19 protein-coding genes are annotated in these 20,744 nt (G+C 59.5%); 3 read left to right on the top strand and 16 right to left on the bottom strand.

What is annotated here, in order from left to right; translation table 11 throughout:
* From PHV01_RS11545 to PHV01_RS11485, 13 genes are all read right to left on the bottom strand, one after another.
* A partial coding sequence (locus PHV01_RS11545; RefSeq protein WP_337291313.1) for a glutamate-5-semialdehyde dehydrogenase occupies positions 1 to 1,175 on the bottom strand: 1,175 nt, incomplete at its 3' end.
* Positions 1,176 to 1,179: 4 nt separating this feature from the next.
* Positions 1,180 to 2,358, bottom strand: a complete 1,179-nt coding sequence (gene proB, locus PHV01_RS11540; protein WP_337291312.1) for a glutamate 5-kinase — start codon at positions 2,356 to 2,358, stop codon at positions 1,180 to 1,182.
* 60 nt (positions 2,359 to 2,418) lie between these two features.
* Positions 2,419 to 3,450 (bottom strand): GTPase ObgE, encoded by a 1,032-nt coding sequence (gene obgE / locus PHV01_RS11535; RefSeq protein ID WP_337291311.1) that lies wholly within the window; start codon positions 3,448 to 3,450, stop codon positions 2,419 to 2,421.
* A gap of 29 nt (positions 3,451 to 3,479) precedes the next feature.
* Positions 3,480 to 3,734 (bottom strand): 50S ribosomal protein L27, encoded by a 255-nt coding sequence (rpmA, locus tag PHV01_RS11530; RefSeq protein WP_337291310.1) that lies wholly within the window; start codon positions 3,732 to 3,734, stop codon positions 3,480 to 3,482.
* 76 nt (positions 3,735 to 3,810) lie between these two features.
* Positions 3,811 to 4,122: a 50S ribosomal protein L21 gene (gene rplU, locus PHV01_RS11525; RefSeq protein ID WP_337291314.1), complete on the bottom strand. Its 312-nt coding sequence runs from the start codon at positions 4,120 to 4,122 to the stop codon at positions 3,811 to 3,813.
* Positions 4,123 to 4,234: 112 nt separating this feature from the next.
* Entirely contained in the window at positions 4,235 to 5,950 is a 1,716-nt protein-coding gene (recN, locus tag PHV01_RS11520) for a DNA repair protein RecN (protein ID WP_337291309.1), read from the bottom strand.
* A gap of 4 nt (positions 5,951 to 5,954) precedes the next feature.
* Positions 5,955 to 6,809: an NAD(+)/NADH kinase gene (locus tag PHV01_RS11515; protein WP_337291308.1), complete on the bottom strand. Its 855-nt coding sequence runs from the start codon at positions 6,807 to 6,809 to the stop codon at positions 5,955 to 5,957.
* Positions 6,806 to 7,642 carry a TlyA family RNA methyltransferase gene (locus tag PHV01_RS11510; protein ID WP_337291307.1) on the bottom strand — a complete coding sequence of 279 codons (837 nt, stop codon included), beginning with the start codon at positions 7,640 to 7,642 and terminating at the stop codon, positions 6,806 to 6,808. The genes PHV01_RS11515 and PHV01_RS11510 overlap by 4 nt, the downstream gene beginning before the upstream one ends.
* A gap of 39 nt (positions 7,643 to 7,681) precedes the next feature.
* Positions 7,682 to 8,668: a polyprenyl synthetase family protein gene (locus PHV01_RS11505; protein WP_337291306.1), complete on the bottom strand. Its 987-nt coding sequence runs from the start codon at positions 8,666 to 8,668 to the stop codon at positions 7,682 to 7,684.
* Positions 8,646 to 8,894: an exodeoxyribonuclease VII small subunit gene (gene xseB / locus PHV01_RS11500; protein ID WP_337291305.1), complete on the bottom strand. Its 249-nt coding sequence runs from the start codon at positions 8,892 to 8,894 to the stop codon at positions 8,646 to 8,648. Before xseB ends, PHV01_RS11505 begins: the two co-directional genes overlap by 23 nt.
* Positions 8,895 to 8,902: 8 nt before the next feature.
* On the bottom strand, positions 8,903 to 10,123 hold the full coding sequence (gene xseA / locus PHV01_RS11495) for an exodeoxyribonuclease VII large subunit (protein WP_337291304.1): 1,221 nt from the start codon (positions 10,121 to 10,123) through the stop codon (positions 8,903 to 8,905).
* A gap of 156 nt (positions 10,124 to 10,279) precedes the next feature.
* Entirely contained in the window at positions 10,280 to 12,694 is a 2,415-nt protein-coding gene (locus PHV01_RS11490) for a DNA internalization-related competence protein ComEC/Rec2 (protein ID WP_337291303.1), read from the bottom strand.
* A gap of 142 nt (positions 12,695 to 12,836) precedes the next feature.
* Positions 12,837 to 13,802, bottom strand: coding sequence for a CPBP family intramembrane glutamic endopeptidase (locus PHV01_RS11485; protein ID WP_337291302.1), 966 nt, complete (start codon positions 13,800 to 13,802; stop codon positions 12,837 to 12,839).
* A gap of 134 nt (positions 13,803 to 13,936) precedes the next feature.
* Between PHV01_RS11485 and lptF the strand changes: the two genes are divergently transcribed.
* Positions 13,937 to 15,631, top strand: coding sequence for an LPS export ABC transporter permease LptF (gene lptF, locus PHV01_RS11480; RefSeq protein WP_337291301.1), 1,695 nt, complete (start codon positions 13,937 to 13,939; stop codon positions 15,629 to 15,631).
* Between the two features lie 15 nt (positions 15,632 to 15,646).
* Positions 15,647 to 16,720: an LPS export ABC transporter permease LptG gene (gene lptG, locus PHV01_RS11475; RefSeq protein ID WP_337291300.1), complete on the top strand. Its 1,074-nt coding sequence runs from the start codon at positions 15,647 to 15,649 to the stop codon at positions 16,718 to 16,720.
* Positions 16,721 to 16,819: 99 nt separating this feature from the next.
* On the opposite strand, the gene PHV01_RS11470 is transcribed toward lptG, so the two are convergent.
* Positions 16,820 to 16,969, bottom strand: coding sequence for a hypothetical protein (locus tag PHV01_RS11470; RefSeq protein WP_337291299.1), 150 nt, complete (start codon positions 16,967 to 16,969; stop codon positions 16,820 to 16,822).
* A gap of 188 nt (positions 16,970 to 17,157) precedes the next feature.
* Here PHV01_RS11470 and ahcY point away from each other — a divergent pair, with 188 nt between their 5' ends.
* Complete coding sequence (gene ahcY, locus PHV01_RS11465) at positions 17,158 to 18,600, top strand: adenosylhomocysteinase (RefSeq protein WP_337291298.1); 1,443 nt, start codon at positions 17,158 to 17,160, stop codon at positions 18,598 to 18,600.
* A 316-nt stretch (positions 18,601 to 18,916) separates the two neighbouring features.
* Here the strand turns inward: ahcY and metK are convergent, their stop codons facing one another.
* The gene (gene metK, locus PHV01_RS11460; RefSeq protein WP_337291297.1) at positions 18,917 to 20,077 is read right to left on the bottom strand and encodes a methionine adenosyltransferase; all 1,161 of its coding nucleotides are present in this window, start codon (positions 20,075 to 20,077) and stop codon (positions 18,917 to 18,919) included.
* A gap of 141 nt (positions 20,078 to 20,218) precedes the next feature.
* The coding region (locus tag PHV01_RS11455) for an HAD family hydrolase (RefSeq protein WP_337291296.1) at positions 20,219 to 20,744 on the bottom strand (526 nt) is incomplete at its 5' end.

The following is a 20,744-nucleotide window of genomic DNA, read 5'->3' as shown; positions in this document are numbered from 1 at the left end:
TGGAGCTTCTGCGTGCTGATCCCCATCTCGGCGCCCATCCCGAACTCGCCGCCGTCGGTGAAACGGGTCGAGGCGTTGACGTAGACAGCCCCAGCGTCCACCTCCCGGAGAAAGCGCATGGCCCGGCCGTGATCCGCTGTGACGATTGCCTCGGCCAGGCCGGAACCGTGCGCGGCGATATGGACCACGGCCTCTTCGAACGACCCGACCACCTTGACAGACAGGACCAGGCCGAGATACTCGGTATCCCAGTCTGCCTCGGTGGCAGGTGCGATACCGTGGACCAGGGCCCGTGTTCGAGGGCAACCCCGGATCTCGACCCCGGCATCCTGCAACCGATCGACGATGCGTGGCAGGAAGTCGGCCGCAACCCCCTCATGCACCAGCAGGCTCTCCATGGCGTTGCAGACACCCGGTCGATCGACCTTCGCGTTGAAGGCAATCTCCTCCGCCATGGTGAGATCAGCCCCTTCATCGACGTAGGTGTGGCAGAGTCCTTTATCGTGAGCCAGGATCGGAATGGTTGAGGTCCGCTGCACCGCCCGGATCAACTCCTCGCCTCCTCGCGGGATAATCAGGTCCACGAGCCCTGTGAGCTGAAGCAGGTGTGTTACTGCCTCCCGGTCAACCGAATCGATGAAGGCCACGCAACCCTTGGGTAGGCCGTTTCCTATCGCGGCATCCGCCAACAGGCTGCTGATGACCCTGTTGCTGCGGATCGCCTCCCGACCCCCTTTCAGAATCACGGCGTTCCCTGACTTCAGACAGAGGGCCGCCGCGTCGGCGGTGACTCCAGGCCTGGCCTCGTAGATGACGCCAATGACCCCGAGCGGTGCTCGCATCCGGCCAATAAGGAGACCGTTTGGGCGGCGCCACATTCTGCTAATCTCTCCAACAGGATCGGGAAGCGCGGCCACCTGCCGGACGCCTGCCGCCATCTTCTCAATCCGTCCTTCGTCAAGCGCCAGTCGATCCAGGACCGCGGGCGGGCAGTGCTGCGATCTGGTCTCCGCTAGGTCGAGCGCGTTCGCCGAGAGGATCGCCGCCCGACCGTTCCACAGCGCGTCCGCCATGGCCATGAGCGCCCGGTTCTTTACCTCCGGCACCATCATGACCAAGGCCCGAGCCGCAAGCCGCGCCACTGTCCCCAGCTCCCGCACCATCTGCGCCGTCACGCCTTCATCCCTCCAGGATCACCAGGTTATCCCGGTGCACCACCTCATCGAATGACTTGACGCCAAGCGCATCCTCGATTTGGTTGCTCCTGATACCCTTGATCTGTTCCACCTGTGCAGCGTCATAGCTCGCCACACCCCTCGCGAATTCTACGCCGTCGATGTCACAGAGACTGACTACATCGCCCCCCTCGAATTCGCCATCTACTGAGACAACTCCAGAGGATAGAAGGCTCTTGCCGTGACGAACGAGCGCTTCCTTGGCCCCGACATCCACGGTAATCCGCCCCCTACGCTCCGTCGCAAAAGCCAGCCAACGCTTTCGACTCCGCATCCGTGACGCAGACGCCTGAAAGATGGTGCCGACCGCCTCGCCCTGGATGATCCGCTCCAGGATCCCCTCCACAAGACCGTTCGCGATGATGGTAGGGACGCCGGCGGCCGCTGCCGCGCGCGCCGCCTTGACCTTTGTGACCATTCCGCCCGTGCCGAGCCCGGTCCCCGACTCATCGGCCCAAAAGTGGAGCCCCGTAGACCGTCGAGGCACCTCATGGACGAGCTTCGCGTTGGGATCTTTCCTCGGATCAGCCGTAAACAGCCCGTCCAGGTCGGTCAGAATGACCAGCAGGTCCGCCCCGAGCAGTGTCGCCACGAGCGCCGAAAGATGGTCATTATCCCCGAACCTGATCTCCTCCACTGCGACCGTATCGTTCTCATTGATGACAGGGAGTACCCCCAAGTGAAGCAGCGCAAATAAGGTGTTGCGCGCATTGAGGTACCGATGTCGCGAACGAAAGTCCTCTTGGGTCAGGAGGAGTTGCCCCAGCTTCTGGCCATACGGCGCGAAGGCCTCCTCGTAGCGGCGCATAAGCAGGCTCTGGCCGACGGCGGCAGCGGCTTGTTTCAATGGGATGCTCCCTGGCCGCTCGGTCAGCCCAAGCCGACCCATCCCAGCCAGAATGGCGCCCGAGGAGACCAGCACCACCTGGTACCCCTCCTTCCGAAGCCAGACAAGCTCACGACAGATCCGCTCCAGTGTCGCCTGGTGCAAGGCGATATCGCCCTTGGACAGAACGGCGGAGCCAACCTTCACGACCAACCGTTTTGCCTCCCGCAAGCCTGTCCTGAGCCCTGCCGAAGGAGTGGATCGAGCGTCCGGCGATGATCTTTCTGCGCGACTCATGGGACGCTCACTGGGGTTTAGGGTATAGGGGGTAGGGTATAGGGTCAAGGGCATGTTTTTTCATGGAACTCGACACTCCATCGACACCTGACGCTTGGAATCCTTCCGGACCTGATCGGCCAGGTACCCGACGAATCGCTCGACCCCCTCACCGGTGACGGCCGACATCGGGAACAGGGGGAGAGTCCGTTCTGTGCAGAGGGCGTGGAGCATGGGGAGATGGGTGTCATGTGGAAGATCGATCTTATTGGCGGCAATGACGCGGGGGCGCTTCAACAGCTCGGGATTGAAGGTTCGGAGTTCTTCCTCAACCACCGCCAGCGCTTCCCGAGGATCCCTTGCAGTGTCGGAGATATCAATGACATGTACTAACAGGCGGGTTCGCTCGATATGTCGCAGAAAACGGATTCCGAGGCCTGCGCCTGAGGATGCTCCCTCGATCAGGCCAGGGATGTCCGCCACCACGAAGGCGCCCAGCGGATCGATCTCGACGGTTCCCAAGTGTGGGGTCAGCGTCGTAAAGGGGTACTCTGCCACCTTCGAATTGGCGGCAGAGATGCGGCAGAGAAGCGCAGATTTTCCCGCATTGGGAAGGCCAATCAAGCCGACCTCGGCAAGCAGTTTCAAGGTGAGGTGAAGCCATCGTTCCAGCCCCTGTTGCCCGGGCTCTGCGATGCGAGGGGCCTGTATGACTGGGGTAGCAAAGTGGGAATTGCCCCGGCCGCCTTTCCCTCCCTTGGCGACCAGCACCTGCTGTCCGTCCTCAACCAGATCAGCCAGAAGCTCCCCTGTGTCGCCATCTACGACGACTGTCCCAAGTGGGACCGGGATAATCAGGTCAGCGCCCCGCCGACCATGCATCCTCTTGCCGCGTCCGTGCGCTCCGTCTTTGGCGCAAGAGTACCGGTGAAATTTCTGGTCGCTGAGGGTTCGGTACGAACGACTGGCAACAAGATATACGCTCCCGCCGTCGCCGCCGTCGCCGCCGTCCGGGCCACCTCTCGGGACATGCGCCTCTCGCCGGAAGCTGATACAGCCCCGACCACCATCCCCCGCCTTGACCCGGATGCGGGCCTCATCGACGAATATCAACTGAGCGCGCCTGTCTGCCGCCAGGCAGGTCAGACCGTCGTAATGCTGAGGAAGCGGCCTTGTCCCCCACGGTGCTCGACAGTTACGACCCCGGACACCTTGGCAAACAGCGTATCATCAGAGCCGATCCCAACATTCTTGCCCGGCTTGAAGCGGGTGCCGCGCTGGCGCATCAGAATGCTGCCGGCCGGTACGGTCTGCCCTGCAGCAGCCTTCATGCCGAGTCGCTGACTTTGGCTATCCCGGCCGTTCCGGGAACTCCCCATCCCTTTTTTATGTGCCATTCTTCACCTCCAACAGACAGGTTACAGCGGGTTGGGGGTTGGCAACAGCCTGATTCTTTAACCCAACCCCTAATCCCTAACCCCTGATTTCTGTAATCCGCAAAGTAGTCTGCGCCTGACGGTGTCCTTGCGTACGCCGATACCGCTTTCGCCGTTTAAATTTGAACACAACGATCTTGGGCCCACGCCCCTGTCGAACGATCTCGCTCGTGACTGTGGCGCCCTGCACGTAAGGAGCACCGACCTTCACCTGGTCCCCATCGGCCACCAGCAGCACCTTTGAAAGCTCCACCTGCTTTCCGGCTTCGCCTTCGATCCGTTCGAGCGTTACTAGGGCGCCAGGGCTGACGCGGCACTGCTTGCCTCCCGACTCGATAATTGCGTACACTGTTTGGTCCTCCTGGATCAGGGCCAACAAACACGGAGAGGAGGCCATCGGCCTCCTTCTCTCAATGGCGGGTTCTCAACGTCCTTTAGTGTAAACGCCTCATGGCGCCCTGTCAAGTAGAAGCTCCAGACGCCCTTGTTGCCTTCCACCGACTGGCGGTCTCCAGGATCTCCTGGGCATGATGTAAGGGGGTACCCGATCGCCCCTTTGCCCCGAGCATTCGGGCGATCTCACGGACTCGCTCTTCGCCTTCCAGCTTCTCAACGGCGATTTCCGTGCGAGCCCCCTTGAGTCGCTTGACAATCGAGAGATGGCGGTCGGCCAAGGCTGCAATCTGCGGAAGATGCGTGATCGAGAGGACCTGTCGTCCTCTCCCGATCGCCCAGAGCTTCTGTCCCACCACCTCAGCCATTCCCCCGCCGATCCCCACGTCCACCTCGTCAAAGACCAGCGTCGGGACCTGATCTGCAGCCGCCAGGATAGCCTTGATGGCAAGCATGACCCGCGACAGTTCACCGCCGGAGGCGATGCGGCCAAGCGGCTTCAACTCCTCGCCAGGATTCGGGGCAATCAGGAACTCCACCTCGTCCGCCCCGTACGCTTGCAGACACGAATCATCGGATCCAGCGCGAGTCCTGATCTGGACGACAAAGTCCGCCCTCTCCATCCTCAGGGCCTGCAACTCCTGACGGACAGCCGCGGCCAATCGTTCGGCTGCCGCCTTTCGGCATGCTGTCAGGGCAGCCGCCTGCTGCATGAGCGTCTCGTCCAGCGTCGCCAATTCCCGATCGATCTGTTGTCCCCGCGCCTCTGAACTCATGAGGCGCTGCAACTCCTCTTCAGCCGACGCCGCACATGCGAGAATTTCGGCAATCGAGCCGCCGTATTTCCGCTTCAGTTTACCGATCTCGTGCAGTCGTCCCTCCACCTGCTCCAGACGCTCAGGATCAAAGGCAACCCGTTCCCTATAGTCCCTGAGCTGGGCGGCAGCATCCTCAACCGACGCAATGGCAGCCTCGCAGGTCTCGACGACCTCTTTCAGCCGCGGATCGATGTGCTGTGCATCGTTGAGCTTCGACACAATCGCGGCCAGGCGACCCACGACCGAACCCTGCTCTCCGTACAACCCCTCGTATCCAAGGTGCGCCGCAGCGTGCAGCCGCTCGGCGTGCGTGAGGATCGTCCGCTCCTGGGTAAGCTCCTCTTCCTCTTCCTCGTTCAGTCGCGCGGCGGCGATCTCTCCTCGCTGATACTGGAGCTGATCAAGGCGCTGGGCCTTTTCCCGCTCGCCCGCGCGCAGCGCGTCCAATTCCGCCCTCAGGGCCTGGCGTCGGCTGTACAGCATACGGAAAGCCGTCACGTCTTCCGTGAGATCGGCATAGGCATCGAGGAGTAACCGTTGGCGAGAAGGCTGAGTCAGGACTACCCCCTGGTGCTGGCCGTGGACCTCGACCAGAAGTTCACCAAGGTCACGAAGCCACGTAGCCGACGAGAGCCCCCCATTTAGGTAGGCCTTGCTCTTGCCCTCGCGCAGGAGCACGCGCCGCACGAGCAGGAACTCATCGGGGGGGCACTCGATCCCGCTCTCGCTGAGCAGCCGCCGAGCCTCGTCGCCCTGCAGATCGAACGCCGCCTCTACTGTTGCGCCTTCCGCCCCGGTGCGGATCTGCTCCGCCTCTCCCCTCGTCCCCAGCGTGAGCCCCAAGGCGTCGATGATGATCGACTTTCCGGCGCCGGTTTCTCCTGTAAGGACATTCAAGCCGGGACCAAACTCTACCCGGAGCGCGTCGATCAGGGCGAAATTCGCAATCTGGAGCTCGCGGAGCACGACGTTACCGCTCGCCCCATTTCAGCTTGGTGCGAAGGATCTGGAAGTAGTCTTTCCCGGGCGCCTTGAGCAACGTGATGGTGTGGTCTGAGCGAACAACCTTGATCACATCGCGATGGCGAAGGGTAAACCCTACCTGGCCGTCCATGGTCAGGCAGGTGTTCTCATCCGTCGAACTCTGGACAATCTCCACCTTTGCGGCGTCCGGGATCACAATGGGGCGGAGGGTGAGGGTATGGGGACAGATCGGGGTCATAACAAGCGCGCGAAGTGTCGGGTAGACGATCGGACCACCGGCCGCCAGGCAGTAGGCGGTTGAGCCGGTCGGGGTAGAAAGGATAAGGCCGTCGGCGCGGAAGGTCGTGACATACTGCCCGTCGATGTAGGTCTCCAGCTCGATCATCCGGGCCAGCACACCTTTGTTGATGACCGCGTCGTTCAACGCAACATACTCGGCAATCCGCTCTCCCTGCCGATAGACCGTCGCGGTCAGCAGGATCCGGTGAGTCACTTCATAGTTGCCCTGTAAGACCGCCTCCAGGGTTGAATAGATCTCCTCAAGGGTCACCTCGGTCAAAAATCCAAGGCCGCCGAGGTTCACTCCCAGGATCGGTACGTCGCGTGTCCCGACCAGGCGCGCCACGGACAGGAGCGTCCCGTCCCCACCTAGAACCAGGAGGAGATCCACAAGTCCCGGCAGATCAGGTTTCGGCTGACCACCGGTGATCCCGGCCAACTTGGCGGTCTCTTCATCCAGGACTGCTTCTACACCCTTGGCCGTGAGCCACGGAACCAGCTCGGCAAGGATGGTCCGAGCCTCCGGCTTATGAAACTTGGCGATGATGCCGATCCGTTTCACGCGCCTCCCCCCACAGCTTGCTCGGCCGCTTCCTCAGGAGCCCAGCCTGTCCCGATCTTGCTCAGATAGATGAAAAACTCACGGTTCCCCTTCGGCCCGAACAGGCAGGAAGGAGCCACGCCAAGAATCTGAAGCCCCAGTTCAATAGCACGCCTGCCGACCTTTGTAATGACCTGCCGATGCGCCTCCGGGTCACGGACGACACCCCCTTTTCCGACATGACCCTTACCGACCTCGAACTGCGGTTTGATCAGTGCCAGGACTTCACCGGACTCAGTCAGAAGCGGGGGAAGCACTGGAAGAATTGCGGCAAGGGAGATGAATGAGAGATCTACGGTGGCCAGGTCAGGCCGGTCCGGAAACGCGGCCGGCAGAAGCGTCAGTACGTGAGTCCGTTCCATGACGGTCACCCTGGGATCGGCTCTGAGCTTCACATCGAGCTGTCCGCGCCCGACATCAACCGCATAGACGTGGGCGGCGCCATATCGAAGCAGGCAGTCGGTAAATCCCCCCGTTGATGCGCCAAGGTCGAGGCAAACGCGGCCGGTCACGGGGATCGAAAAACTCTCTATGGCACCATGCAGTTTGACACCCCCGCGTCCTACGTAGGGGTGCTCGGGGGCCTTGAGCGTAATCCGCGCGTCTTCCGCCACCAGGGTCCCCGCTTTGTCCGCCATACGGCCATCAACCAGCACCTGGCCGGCCAGAATAAGCGCCCTGGCACGCTCGCGGCTTGCTGCCAAGCCGTGGGCTTGCACGGTAAGGTCCAGGCGGACCCGCTTGGCCCTCTTGCCGGCGGAGTCATCAACAACCGATGGGGCGCGCTGAATCACTCCTTCGCCTACACTCAGGGCAGCATTCGTGATGTTCCATCACCCCCGACGCATCACAACGAACTCGGCAATGGCAGCAAGCGCCGCCCCGCGGTCGCCGAAGATGACCACGGCCTGCTTCGCCTCGGACACTAAGCGATGAGCCCATCGCCGCGACTCCTCGATTCCGAGCAGGGACGGAAAGGTGGCTTTCTTCTTGCGGAGATCGCTCCCCGCCTGTTTTCCCAGGGCCTCCAGGTTCCCCTCCAGATCCAGGATGTCGTCCACGATCTGAAAGGCGAGCCCGATCCGCTCGCCATAGCGGGTCAGGGCCTCCATCTGCTCCGATGCGGCCGAGGCGAGCAGGCCGCCAACACGTAGGCAAGCCCGGATCAGGGCGCCGGTCTTATGCTCATGCAGATACGTGAGTGTCGGCAGATCGACCTCCCGATCTTCATATAGCATATCCACGACCTGGCCGCCGACCATCCCCTTGCTACCTGCGGCCTGGGCGATCTCCTGGATCACGCCGAGGCGGACTTCCGCGCTCCTCTGCGTGTCCGTCGCCTTGGACTGCTCAGCCTGACCTGATGCCTGCCCTGAACTCTGTCGAAGGGGCGGCGGGAGCGACAGAAGGATGAATGCCTGCGTCAGCAATGCATCACCAGCCAGGATGGCCATCGCCTCGCCGTACACCTTGTGGCAGGTCAGCCGCCCACGGCGATAGTCATCGTCGTCCATGGCCGGCAGGTCGTCGTGAATCAGGGAATAGGTATGTATCAGCTCGATGGCGGCCGCGGCTGCAAGCGCCTGTTCCACCTGTCCGCCTGCGGCCTCTGCCGCCGCCAGGATCAGTATCGGTCGAAGTCGCTTGCCCCCCGCAAAGACACTGTAGCGGACCGCCTCGTGGATCTCCTTCGGGTGATCGCCGGCGCCGGGAAGATACCTGTCCAGCGCCTCGTCAACCAGCAGCCGCCGCTCCTCCAGGTACCGTCCCAACTCTTCCGGCGTCAACGATTTCCTCTCATAACTCTTCCTCGTCCTCATTCTCAAACGGCTGTTCTTCAAAACTACCGGGGGAGGACTCGGCGCTGCGGACCAGGATATTGACCCGCTGCTCTGCTTCGCTCAACCGGGCCGAGCAAAGTTTGGTTAATCGAACCCCTTCCTCGAAGATCGAGAGGGCCTCCTCGAGGGGGAGATCTCCGATTTCAAGACGGGTGACGATCGCCTCGAGCTGCTTGAGCGCCTCTTCAAATCGGATCTCCTCCATTGCTGCTCCTACCCTTCTCCGACCTGAACCTCGCGGACATTGCAGCGCAACCGGCCGCGATGCAGACGCACCTCAACAAGGTCGCCGGCCCTCACTGCCGAGCTGTCCTTCATGATCTCATGGCCGGGAAGCCGAAGGCAGATACTATAGCCTCGATGGAGGATCGCGAGCGGGCTCAACGCATCCAACTTGCCGGCGGTTGTCTGCAATCCACTGTGGAGGGCCGTTAACCGTCGATTGGCGAGAGCCGTCAGATCCTTCCAACGCTCCGACAGACAACGCCGCTGCATCCGAATCCGCTCGATCGGGTTGAGCAGTCGCAGGTGGCGATCCAGCCCGCTCATCCGAATCCTCAGACTGTGCAGTCTGGATCGTATGACACCAGCCATCCGTAATCCCAGGTCGTCAAGCCGCTGCATGAGCTCGTCCTGCTTGGCAATGACCAGCTCTGCGGCGGCAGACGGCGTGGGCGCTCGAAGGTCGGCCACGAAGTCGGCAATTGTGTAATCGACCTCATGGCCGATGGCCGAGATGACGGGGATCCTGGACGCAGCAATGGCTCTGGCCACCATCTCCTCGTTGAAGGCCTGCAAGTCCTCAATCGAGCCGCCCCCCCTGGCCACAATCACGACGTCCAGTCCCCCACGCCGATTCAATTCGCCGAGCGCCTCGACGATCTCCGGGGCCGCCTGGTCGCCCTGAACCGCCACGGGATAAATCAGCACGTCGACGCCGGCGAAACGCCGCCGGAGCACATGGAGGATATCGCGAACGGCGGCCCCGGTCGGTGACGTGATGACCCCGATCCGTCTCGGTAACAACGGGATCGGCTGCTTTCTGGCGTCGTCAAACAGCCCCTCCGCCTGCAGCTTCTCCTTGAGCTGTTCAAACGCCAGTTGCAAGGCCCCCAGGCCCTTCGGTTCCATGTACTCTGCAACGATCTGATATTCACCGCGGCGCTCGTAGACACTAAGCTCGCCATACACCAGGAGCGCCAGCCCGTCCTTTGGCTGGAACTTGAGTTGCCGGTTGGCCGTCCGAAACATGACCGCACGGATCTGGCTCGCCTCGTCTTTAAGGCTAAAATACATGTGCCCGGACGAGTGCTGATGAAAATTCGACAGCTCCCCCTCCACCCAGATTCCGGCGAACGAGTCCTCAAGGGTCGCGCGAATCTCGGTAGTGAGATCGCTGACCGTATAGATTTTTGGCGGCTGGATGGCTACCATGCGGGTTTCTTAACACACGCCTCTTGGCTTGTCAAACCCTTTCCCTGCAAAGGTTTCGGGATCAGAAACACGTTCCAGGCGCCAGGCGCCATGTTCCAGGTTTAAAACTCGGAACCCGGCACTGAGAACAGCGCAACTGAACTTGGCACTGGGTCCCTACCAGCGTGATCCCCGCATCGTCGCCACCTCGACTCTGTTCCCGTCACTTGTGACGGTGACGGCGCCGTCCCGGTCGGTCCTGTACAGGTCGACGGCGGTCGCACGATACCGGTCCAACGTCTCCTGATGCGGGTGTCGAAAGCGGTTTCGGTAGCCGGCAGAAACCACCGCGATCTTCGGTCGCACGCTCGCGAGGAACGGCTCGCTGCTGCTCGTTCTGCCGCCATGATGCGGCACCTTCAGTACCTGGGCCTCCAGATCCGCCCCCTGCTCAAGCAGCCGCGCTTCCGCCTCCTGTTCAATATCACCGGGCAGGAGAAGCGTCATCTTGCCGTATCTGACGGTCAGGACCAGCGAGTTGCTGTTGACGTCGGAGAAGTGACCGCGTGGCGAGCCATGGAGCATCGAGTTCGAAGGATGCAGCACCGCAATCTGCACCGGAGCAAACTCGGCCGTCCGATACCCGTCATGCAGGATCTTGTGGGGAATCCGCCTCCAACGCAGCGTCTCTTCGAACCAGAGGTAGGTCGGTATAGCCGCCCGCTGGCCGCTATCCCAGACTTCGTTCACCGGAAAACGGCGGAGGACGGCCTGCAGGCCGTTCAGGTGATCCGGATGCGGATGGGTGAGGACCACGAGGTCCACGTGGCCGATCCAACGGGAGAGCAGGAACGGGACCACCACCTGCTCCCCGATGTCGAATCGATCGTCGAATAGACCACCGCCATCGATCACGATGGTTCGCTTCCCGGGCAGCTCCAGGACAATGCCGTCGCCTTGCCCAACGTCGAGGACGGTCATACGTAGCTGGCCCTTCTGAAAAATGGGAAGCGCACGAACGCTGACCATGATGGCGAGAGCGACGGCCGCGCCCAGCGCCATCCACCGAAACCACCATCGCCACGCAGCCGCAATCCATGCGCCCAGAGCCAGGTAGTAGCAGACGACCATCGGTACGGACGGGGGGAAGATCGTTATCGACGCCAGCGGCAGCCGCGCAAACCAGCCGGCAAGGCCCACCAACAGATCGATCTGCCATCCCATGAGTGTGGCGAGCCACCCGATGGATTGGGGGATGACCGTCGCCAGTACGGCAAACAACATTCCCGCTCCCGTGAGTAGCCCGCTCAGGGGCACGATCGGAAGGTTGGCCAGGATGCCGACAGGCGAGATCCGATAGAAGGTCACAGCGAGAATCGGGGCCGTCCCGAGGAAGGCTGCAACAGACAATATCACGGGGGTTGCAACCCATCGCCAGGGCGCCGGTAATGAAGCGCACGGTACTCGATCGACCGCCACCAGGATGGCCCCGGTGGCGATAAAGGTGAGTTGAAACCCGACATCGAACAGAAACAGCGGTTGCCAGAGGAGGAGCCCGATGGCGGAGAGGGCGAGGGTATTCAACGAATCGGCCTCCCGATCAAGGACCAACCCCAGCAGGTAGACGTCAGCCATCACTGCCGCCCTGACCACAGATGGGCTCCCGCCCGCCAAGGCGGCATAAAAGGTGATGAGGCCCATCGAGAGCAGCGCGCTCAGCCGTAGCGGCACACGGCCGGCCTTCAAAAGAAAAAACAGCGCGCCGGCGAGGATGCTCACGTTGAGCCCGGAGATGGCCAGGATGTGATACGTGCCGGACCCCGCAAACGCCTCGGTGGTCGGCCGCGGGATACCCAAACGTTCGCCGAGGGTCACCGCCACGAGCAGCGACGCCTGATCCGGCGGCAACAAGCCGTTCACGGCACGAATCATTCGATCGCGGAGCGTATAGGCCCAGGCAAGCAGCCTGCTCCCTTCTCCTGTTCCTCGCCGCTCGATAGGATCGCCTTCGCCCGCCCACCCTTCAAGAGTCACACCCTGGCTTCTAAGATAGAGCGGGTAATCAAACCCGCCGGGATTGCTGTATCCTCGCGGTCGACGAAGCTTGAACTGCCCGCGAATGCGTTCTCCGTAGGCAGGAACGATCTCGGGATGAAGCAGGGTCAGGCGCGCGCGTCCAGTGACCTTGATCTCTCGCCCGGCCACCCACATGGTCCGCAGGTCGAGCAGGACCCGAATCCGTCCCCCTTCGCTCTCGATCTCTCCGACGCCGCCGGCCAGGGGATCGCTTGGCGAGGCCACAACCCCCTCGATCGGGAGCGGCTGATCTAAGAGTTCTTCGGGTAGACGATCGATGTGATGCGGAGGGAGGAGGGAGGACTCGACCCCGAAGCGACCCGCGCCAAGGGAGAAGAACAGGAGTAGAAGGAAGATGCCGGCCACGCGAAGCTGGCGGTACACAGCACCCAGCAGGGCGAGGCCGGCGGCTGTGAGTCCGGCGAGAAACCAGACGAGTGCCGGAAGCTGTAGAAGGCGCGCCGCCACGATCCCCAGGAGGAACGCAAGGACCAGCGGTGCGAGCGGGCGGCGCATGGGCTACCGGGGAGCCATAACGACCCAGGTATTTAGGCTGAAGGTCGAAGGCTGAAGCATGTCAATCATCACGCAGTATTTACGCCTAAAAACCTTCAGTCTTCGGTCTATCCAACTGAGTAGTTACGGGAAGCCCGCGTCTTCATTTGCCACCCCTGAGAAAGAGGATCCACATCGCGTCTATCATGGCGTGGACCGTTGCAGATGCCATGATAGAGTTCGTCTTCCAGAACACAAACCCATATCCTAAGCCGGCGATAGCGGCCACCCCGGCGTAAGGCCAGTTCGGGGTATCAAACCCCAACGCCCTTTTATTCACATGTGCCAGGCCAAACACTGCAGAGGCGATAAACAGCGCGCACACCGGCTTCAGGCGATGCCAAAGAAGATTCTGAATCGCGCCACGAAACAAGATTTCTTCGACTACTCCGACGCTGAAGAAGACCATCGGAACAGCCGCCAATACCGCGACCGGTATGGCTATAGCCAGAGGTAATCCAAGAGGATTGAGCCTCACCACCTTGGCGATCCCCAATGTGGTCAGCCCGGTAGAGAGCGTAACCAACAGCAGCGTGACGACGAGCACTCCGAAGGTTGCTGCCATCGGGAGCAGGTCGGACTTTCGAAAAGATAGATCGCACTTCAGGTCAAATCTTCTCCACCCCGAAAGGGCAATGAGCGCGTACGTGATAGCCGTATACATGCCTAACGGTAGAGCGGTGGGCCGGGTGCTGCCGATTTGTACGCGCAGCCAATTCGTGTTCACAATCTTGAGCTCAATCAGCAACCAGATCCACAGCACCACGGCAAAATTCATCACCAGGTCTCTTCCGGTACATGTCTCCTCAGATTTTGGTCCGGTCAGATACAGCAGCAATGTCGGTAATCCAAAATATACCGCCAACAGTGCGAATAGATTGACGTTCCACTGATCGACCGCTGCACTCATCATGCTGTAATACGCAAGCATGAGACAAGGGAGCCACCAGATACGAAGAGGCGTTTTCGCAAGCCAGGCGCCTACGCCTTCTCGAGTTGATTTTTTCATCATCGCGATGAGCGTCACGGCCAGCATGACGGTACCGATGATGACCACCACGATCCCCATTCAGGAACCTCCGCAGTCTCAGCGCCTTCTTCTACGCGCCTTTATAACAGCCTCGCTGAGGCTATTTCAAGCGAATTATGTTTACTTGCCGAGGCCTCTTCACTACAATTCTTTTAATGCAGAAAAGGTCCCCCATGACGCGCGATACCTCACCGGCGGCGATAGCGCTGGCTGAGCAGATTGCGCAACTCCAGGAGCGGATTCTGGATGATGCGCTGGGGCTTCGAGAGCATCCGCGATCGTCCGAAGCGCCGTGGGTCTGTCGCTGCGGAGTCCGGACGGGCTTCGCCAGAATGGGGAAGCGCCCTCGGCTTCTTCGAACCGACTCTGGAGCGGTCTCGATCAAGCTGTACGTGGTCCGTTGCTCAAGTTGCGGCGCCGTCTTCTCGCCATTCCACCAGCTTGTCGAGTCGGTATCGCGCGGCGATCAACCTGAGGAGATTCTCAAGCGATGGCGATCGCTACCGCCCCTTCAACTCCACTTCGCGCCAGTCCTTCGATCTAATTCTGGACAAGCCCTTCGACCCGGCTCAGGACAGGCTTTGATCATAACTCCTGAAGGCTCCAAGCCATCACCTCCACTTCGCGCGGATGAGGCGGTTGCTCTCACCAGACGGCTGCGTCCCTTCTGCCTGATCGATCGGCAACTGCTGAGAGAGATGGCGGCCTCCTTCGCGCTCGGACTCGGGACCTTTACCTTCGTGCTGCTGATGGACCAGATGATGCGCTTAATGGACCTGATCATCAATAAAGGGGCTCCTGTTGGAGTCGTCCTTCGTCTTGTCTTGTACATCCTCCCCTTTTCTTTGACGGTCACGATCCCGATGTCAGTGTTGTTGGCCGTCCTGGCCACGTATGGCCGTGTCTCATCCGAGGGGGAGGCGATCGTACTCAAGACCAGCGGCCTCAGCCTGTACCGCCTTATGGCGCCTGGAGTGTTCCTCGGCATCGTCGCGACGCTCGCTACCCTTTGGGTCAGCACCCTGGTCCAGCCTAACAGCACGAGGGCCTTCAAGACGTTGATTCATCAGCTCTATCGAACGAAGGCGCTGACGGCACTTGAGGAGGGAGTGTTCAACACCGAGTACCCGGGGCTTGCGATCTATGTGGATCGCTTGAAGGAACGGGACAAAACGCTTCAAGGCATCCTGATTATCGATCGCAGGAGCCAGACCGATCAGCATCTGGTCATTGCTCAGGAAGGCAAAATGCTCACGAAGAATGACGAGGCAGAGACATCGATCGGAATCCAGGTCTCAAAGGGAAATATCCACATCAGCTCCAAAGACGATCCGGGTCGGTATCGGAATCTCGAGTTCGACACCTACGATCTTCAGATCCCGACCGGCGATACCCTCGCTGAAACGGCAGGGCGAGCGAGGCAAGGCAAGGAGATGAGTCTCGGGGAGTTGCGAGCACAGATTGCGCGGCTCATCAAAGACGGAGGTAAGCCTTGGCCGCTACAGGTAGAACTGCACAAGAAATTCGCTCTCCCGATTGCCTGCCTCATTCTGAGCGCGATAGGCGCCCCGCTCGCGATTCGCATCAAGAAGGCAAGCCGCGGCGTCAGTCTTGCCCTCAGCGTGGCTGTTGCCGTGTTCTACTATATCCTGCTGGCGACCGGCGAAAGTCTTGGATCCAGGGGGCACATCGCGCCCGCCCTCGGCGTATGGTTCCCGAACCTCGCTCTGGCCATTATCGCCATCAGCTTGGTTCTTGCCGAGGGTCGCGAGACCTTTCTGCCCGCCAGGCTTCGAACGCTGACAAGGACAGCGTTCAGCGATCAGCGATCAGCCACAACAGGTCCTCCTATAAGCCCTGAGAGCTGAGCACTGAGCGCTGCTATGCGAATCCTGGATCGTTACCTTGCGAGAGAGTTTTTGAGGCTGTTCGTCTTCTCACTGGCGATCTTCCTCGCGCTCGCCGCCATTGTTGACCTGTTCGACCGCCTATCCCGCTTCCTTGACGTATCCGGCATAGTGGTTATCCAATATTACTTCCACAGGCTGCCATGGTTCGGATTCCAGGTCATGCCGATAGCGGTGCTTCTCGCCGCCCTGTTCAGCCTTGGAAGAATGACCCGGCAGAACGAATTGCTCGCCATGAAGATGGGTCATCTGAGCTTCTTGCGTATTATTGTTCCACTGTTGGTCCTCAGCCTCGTGGTGAGCCTTGCGGCCTTGATCCTTGGTGAGTCGATCATCCCTCAAATGAACGAGCGCGCGCTGAACGCGTATCGGGTCAAGGTACAGAAGGTCTCCCCCTTTCAGCGAACTAAGGACAACGATATCTGGTACCGAGCCAAGGGTAACCGGTTTTTGCACATCTCTCTGCTGGAGGTGGCATCGGGCAACATCCGGGGGTTGACCATCTTTGAACTCTCACCGGATTTCAGGCTGTTGAGAAGGGTCGATGCAAAGGAGGCCAGATGGCAAGGCGGGCGGTGGTGGCTTCGGGACGGCGAAGTCTCCTGGACCAGGCCTAATGGGAGCTATCGAGTCGATCCGTTCACGAACCTCACGCTCGATCTTGAAGAAAAGCCCACGGATTTTGCGCAGGTCGTGCGGGAGGCGGAGGAGATGAGTTCCGCGGAGCTTCGGGAGTACATCGAGAGACTCGGCAAAAGCGGGGTCAACTCTATGCGGTATCAGGTCGACCTGGCAGCAAAAGGCTCCACAGCGTTCATGAGCCTCGTGATGGCCCTCATCGGGATCGCCTTCGCCCTCCGGACCGGCACGCGAGGCGTGATGGCCTGGACGGGGGCCTGCGTGGTAGTTGCCATCTGTTACTCGATCCTCAACTCCTTCAGCATTGCTCTGGGGCGAGGCGGTGTGCTGCCCCCGGTCGTCGCGGCGTGGCTACCTAATGTCCTCTTCTCCGCTGCCGCCCTCAGCTCCGTGCTCACGGTCAAAAGCTGAAGAGAGTTCATAGTTCATTGTTCGTAGTTCATGGGCAGGGTTGATCAGACCATTCTATCGGTTTGTTCTCTAAACTATGAACGCTGAACTGTGAACGCTCTATGTTCCCATGCTCCATGAGTCGAGGTGCCGGCGCTGCTCATCCGTGAGCGTATCGATCCGGACCCCCATCGAAGCCAGCTTCAACGCCGAGATCTGAAGATCGATCTCGGCAATGATGACATTCGCGCCCATCCCGAGCGCCCGCATGGCCACACCCCACATTTTGGGGCCAATATTGCCTTGACCACAAGTCCGTTGCTGCGTATACTTCCCCCGTCAGAAGCAATACCTTATCAGAAAAAATCAAGCACATGAAATTCCCCTCGCCGCGTTCCGCGCGGCCGGTGAGGGCTAAAATAGGGGCGCCTCGCACTCTTTATAAAAAGGATATGAACATGCCGACGTTAACAGAAAAAAAACTATCCTCTTCGCCTGATTTTAAGGTGGCGGATTTGTCCTTGGCCGATTTTGGTCGCAAAGAAATTGAAATTGCTGAAAAAGAAATGCCCGGCCTGATGGCGGTGCGTGAAAAGTACGGGAAATTGAAATCCCTCAAAGGCGTCCGGGTAACCGGTTCGCTGCATATGACCATTCAAACAGCCGTGTTGATCGAAACCTTGGTCGACCTGGGTGCGGATGTTCGCTGGGCCTCTTGCAATATCTTTTCAACCCAAGACCATGCAGCGGCAGCCATTGCCGTGGCTGGAGTTCCCGTATTCGCCTGGAAAGGTGAAACCCTGGAGGAATATTGGGACTGTACTTTTAACGCGCTGGTTCACCCTGGCAAAAATGGTGAGGTCTTGGGACCCCAGCTCATTGTGGATGATGGTGGCGATGCCACTTTGCTCATTCATTGGGGAGTCAGGGCCGAAAAAGACGCGTCTTTCCTGGATCGAAAACCGGCAAACGAGGAGGAAGGCTGTATCCTCAACTTGTTGAAAAAAACCTTGAAGTCCCATCCGGGTATCTGGACCCGCATGATAAAAGACTGGAAAGGGGTTTCGGAGGAAACCACCACCGGCGTCCATCGTTTATACCAGATGATGGAAAAAGGGGAACTTTTGGTGCCGGCCATTAATGTGAACGACAGTGTCACCAAGAGCAAGTTCGATAATTTGTACGGATGCCGAGAATCATTGGCCGACGGTATCAAGCGCGCCACCGATGTGATGATCGCAGGTAAAGTGGTGGTCGTAGCCGGCTACGGAGATGTGGGCAAGGGTTGCGCGCATAGCATGCGCAGTTACGGGGCCCGCGTTATCGTCACTGAAATTGATCCCATCAACGCCCTACAAGCGGCGATGGAGGGCTTTGAAGTCACCGTTATGGAAGATGCCGCCAAGGTGGGAAATATTTTTATCACCGCCACCGGTAACGTGGATGTCATTACTACGGCTCACATGGTGACGATGAAAGGGGAAAGTATCATTTGCAATATCGGGCATTTCGACAGCGAAATCGATGTGACCGGGTTGAAATCCCTTCCGGGTGTGCAACGCGTCAACATCAAGCCCCAGGTGGATAAATATGTACTTCCCAATGGGAACAACCTCTATCTTCTGGCTGAAGGACGTCTTGTCAATCTAGGTTGTGCCACAGGTCATCCCAGTTTCGTCATGTCGAATTCATTTACTAACCAAACCTTGGCCCAAATCGATCTTTGGAACAATCCACGACCCATAGGTGTTTACACCTTACCTAAAAAGCTGGATGAGGAAGTCGCCAGACTGCATTTGGAAAAACTGGGAATCAAGCTAACCCGGTTGAGTCCCAAGCAGGCTCAATATATCGGAGTCTCTCCAGATGGTCCCTATAAGCCGGATCATTATCGTTATTAATCGGCAAGAGATTTTGAGAGGACCTTCAGGGGGGGGCAGCAACTATTTAAAATGAGAGAATTGTAAGAAGGCCTAACGACTGTAGAACAATCCGATTCTAAACGCCGTACTCAATCTCGGCCTATTCCCTCGCCCATTCAATACGCAGGAGCCATTTATCCGTCAGCGCCAGATCTTTCACATCGTAATCCATAGTACCTCCAAGCAGGGTCTAGGAGTTAGGGGTAGGGTATAGAAAAGAGACCCGTCATCAAACTTGCTTGATCCCACTCCTTGGCCGTCTTCAAACCCATACCCTATACCCCATACCCTGCCTCTAAGCTCCTAATCGGCCAGCCTCTTTTCTCAGCCCATCGGCCTTATCGGTTCTCTCCCACGTAAAATCAGGTTCTGTGCGACCGAAATGGCCATAGGCCGCAGTCTGCTTATAGATCGGGCGTCGAAGATCGAGCGCCTTGATCATCCCCGCCGGGGTCAGCTCAAAGTGTGTGCGGACCATTTTTGTCAACTCCTCGTCCGGGACCACCCCTGTCCCCTTGGTATCCACCAACACCGACACCGGATCAGCAACGCCGATCGCGTAGGCCAGTTGCACCTCACATTTCCGGCCCAGGCCGGCCGCCACGAAATTCTTTGCGATATACCTGGCATTATACGACGCAGATCGATCGACCTTCGTCGGGTCCTTCCCGGAGAAGGCGCCGCCTCCGTGACTCCCGACACCGCCATAGGTATCCGCGATTAACTTTCGGCCGGTCAGCCCCGTGTCGCCGTGTGGACCGCCGATCACAAAGCGGCCGGTAGGATTGATGTGATAGGTAATCGAGTCCAAGTCCACTAAGTCCTTAGGGAGAATCGGAAGAATCACCTGCTCAATGACATCTTCCCGAATCTGCTTTAACGGAACCTCAGCGCTGTGCTGGGTGGAGATGACGACAGTATCGATCCGATTCGGCTTCCCATCGACGTATTCGACCGTGACCTGCGATTTACCATCCGGCCGAAGGTAATCCAGGATCTCCGTACGCCGCACCTCGGCCAGGCGCCTGCACAGTTTGTGGGCCAGCATGATCGGCATCGGCATCAATTCGGGTGTCTCATCGCTGGCATACCCGAACATCAACCCCTGATCCCCCGCCCCCTGGATATCAACCCCCAACGCGATATCAGGGGACTGCTCCTGAATGGCGTTGATCACGCCGCAGGTCTCGTAATCAAAGCCGTATTTCGCCCTCGTATAGCCGATGTCCCTGATCGTTTCGCGGACCACCCTTGGGATGTCCACATAACACTTGGTAGAAATCTCCCCGGCCACAAAGGCCAAGCCCGTCGTGACCAGCGTTTCACAGGCCACCCGGCCATAAGGGTCCTGCGTGAAGATGGCGTCAAGTACGGCATCAGAGATCTGGTCGGCGATCTTATCTGGGTGACCTTCGGTCACCGATTCGGACGTGAATAGATAATGTTTGTACGGCATGAACCGGTCCTCCTCCCCTTCTTCGAAATCCGCTCCTCCTCACCCACAGCGAGCCGGCGAACAGCACCATTTTACCCCAGATCGGTCACTGTAACATACCTCTTCCGCTTGTCAAGAAAAAGTCACCGCCGGAAGCCGCCTCTATTTCGAGGCCGACCCTCGCCTTTCAACGCACTCCTTCCATCGACCCTGGGCCTTCAGGATCAGGTCGATCACCTCACGGACAGCACCGCGGCCACCGTCCTGCGTGGTCACGTACGCGACCATCGCTCTCACTTCCGCAGCAGCATCGGCCGGCGCCGCAGAGAGACCGACCCGACCGAGCACGGGAAGGTCGTTCAGATCGTCACCGACGTATGCCGCCGCCTCATCGGTCAAACCGTACCGCTGAAGGAGCATCTCGTAGACTTCGAGCTTGTTCATGGCCCCTTGGTGGATCTCAGAGATGCCCAACTCCTTTGCGCGGTGGGTTACCGCCCCCGACACACGTCCCGTCAGGATCGCAGTCAGCAACCCCGCTTGTTGGGCCATGCGAAGGCCGAAACCGTCCCTGACGAAGAAGGCCTCGCTCTCCACCCCTTCGGCGTTATAGAAGATCCGTCCGTCGGTGAGCACGCCATCGACGTCCATGATAAGCAGACGGATCGCCTTCGCCTTTTCCTGGAGC

This window comes from Candidatus Methylomirabilis sp. (assembly GCF_028716865.1).
GTDB lineage: Bacteria > Methylomirabilota > Methylomirabilia > Methylomirabilales > Methylomirabilaceae > Methylomirabilis.
Note: the sequence above shows the minus strand (reverse complement) of the source record. Positions and strands in the feature narration are given on the sequence as shown.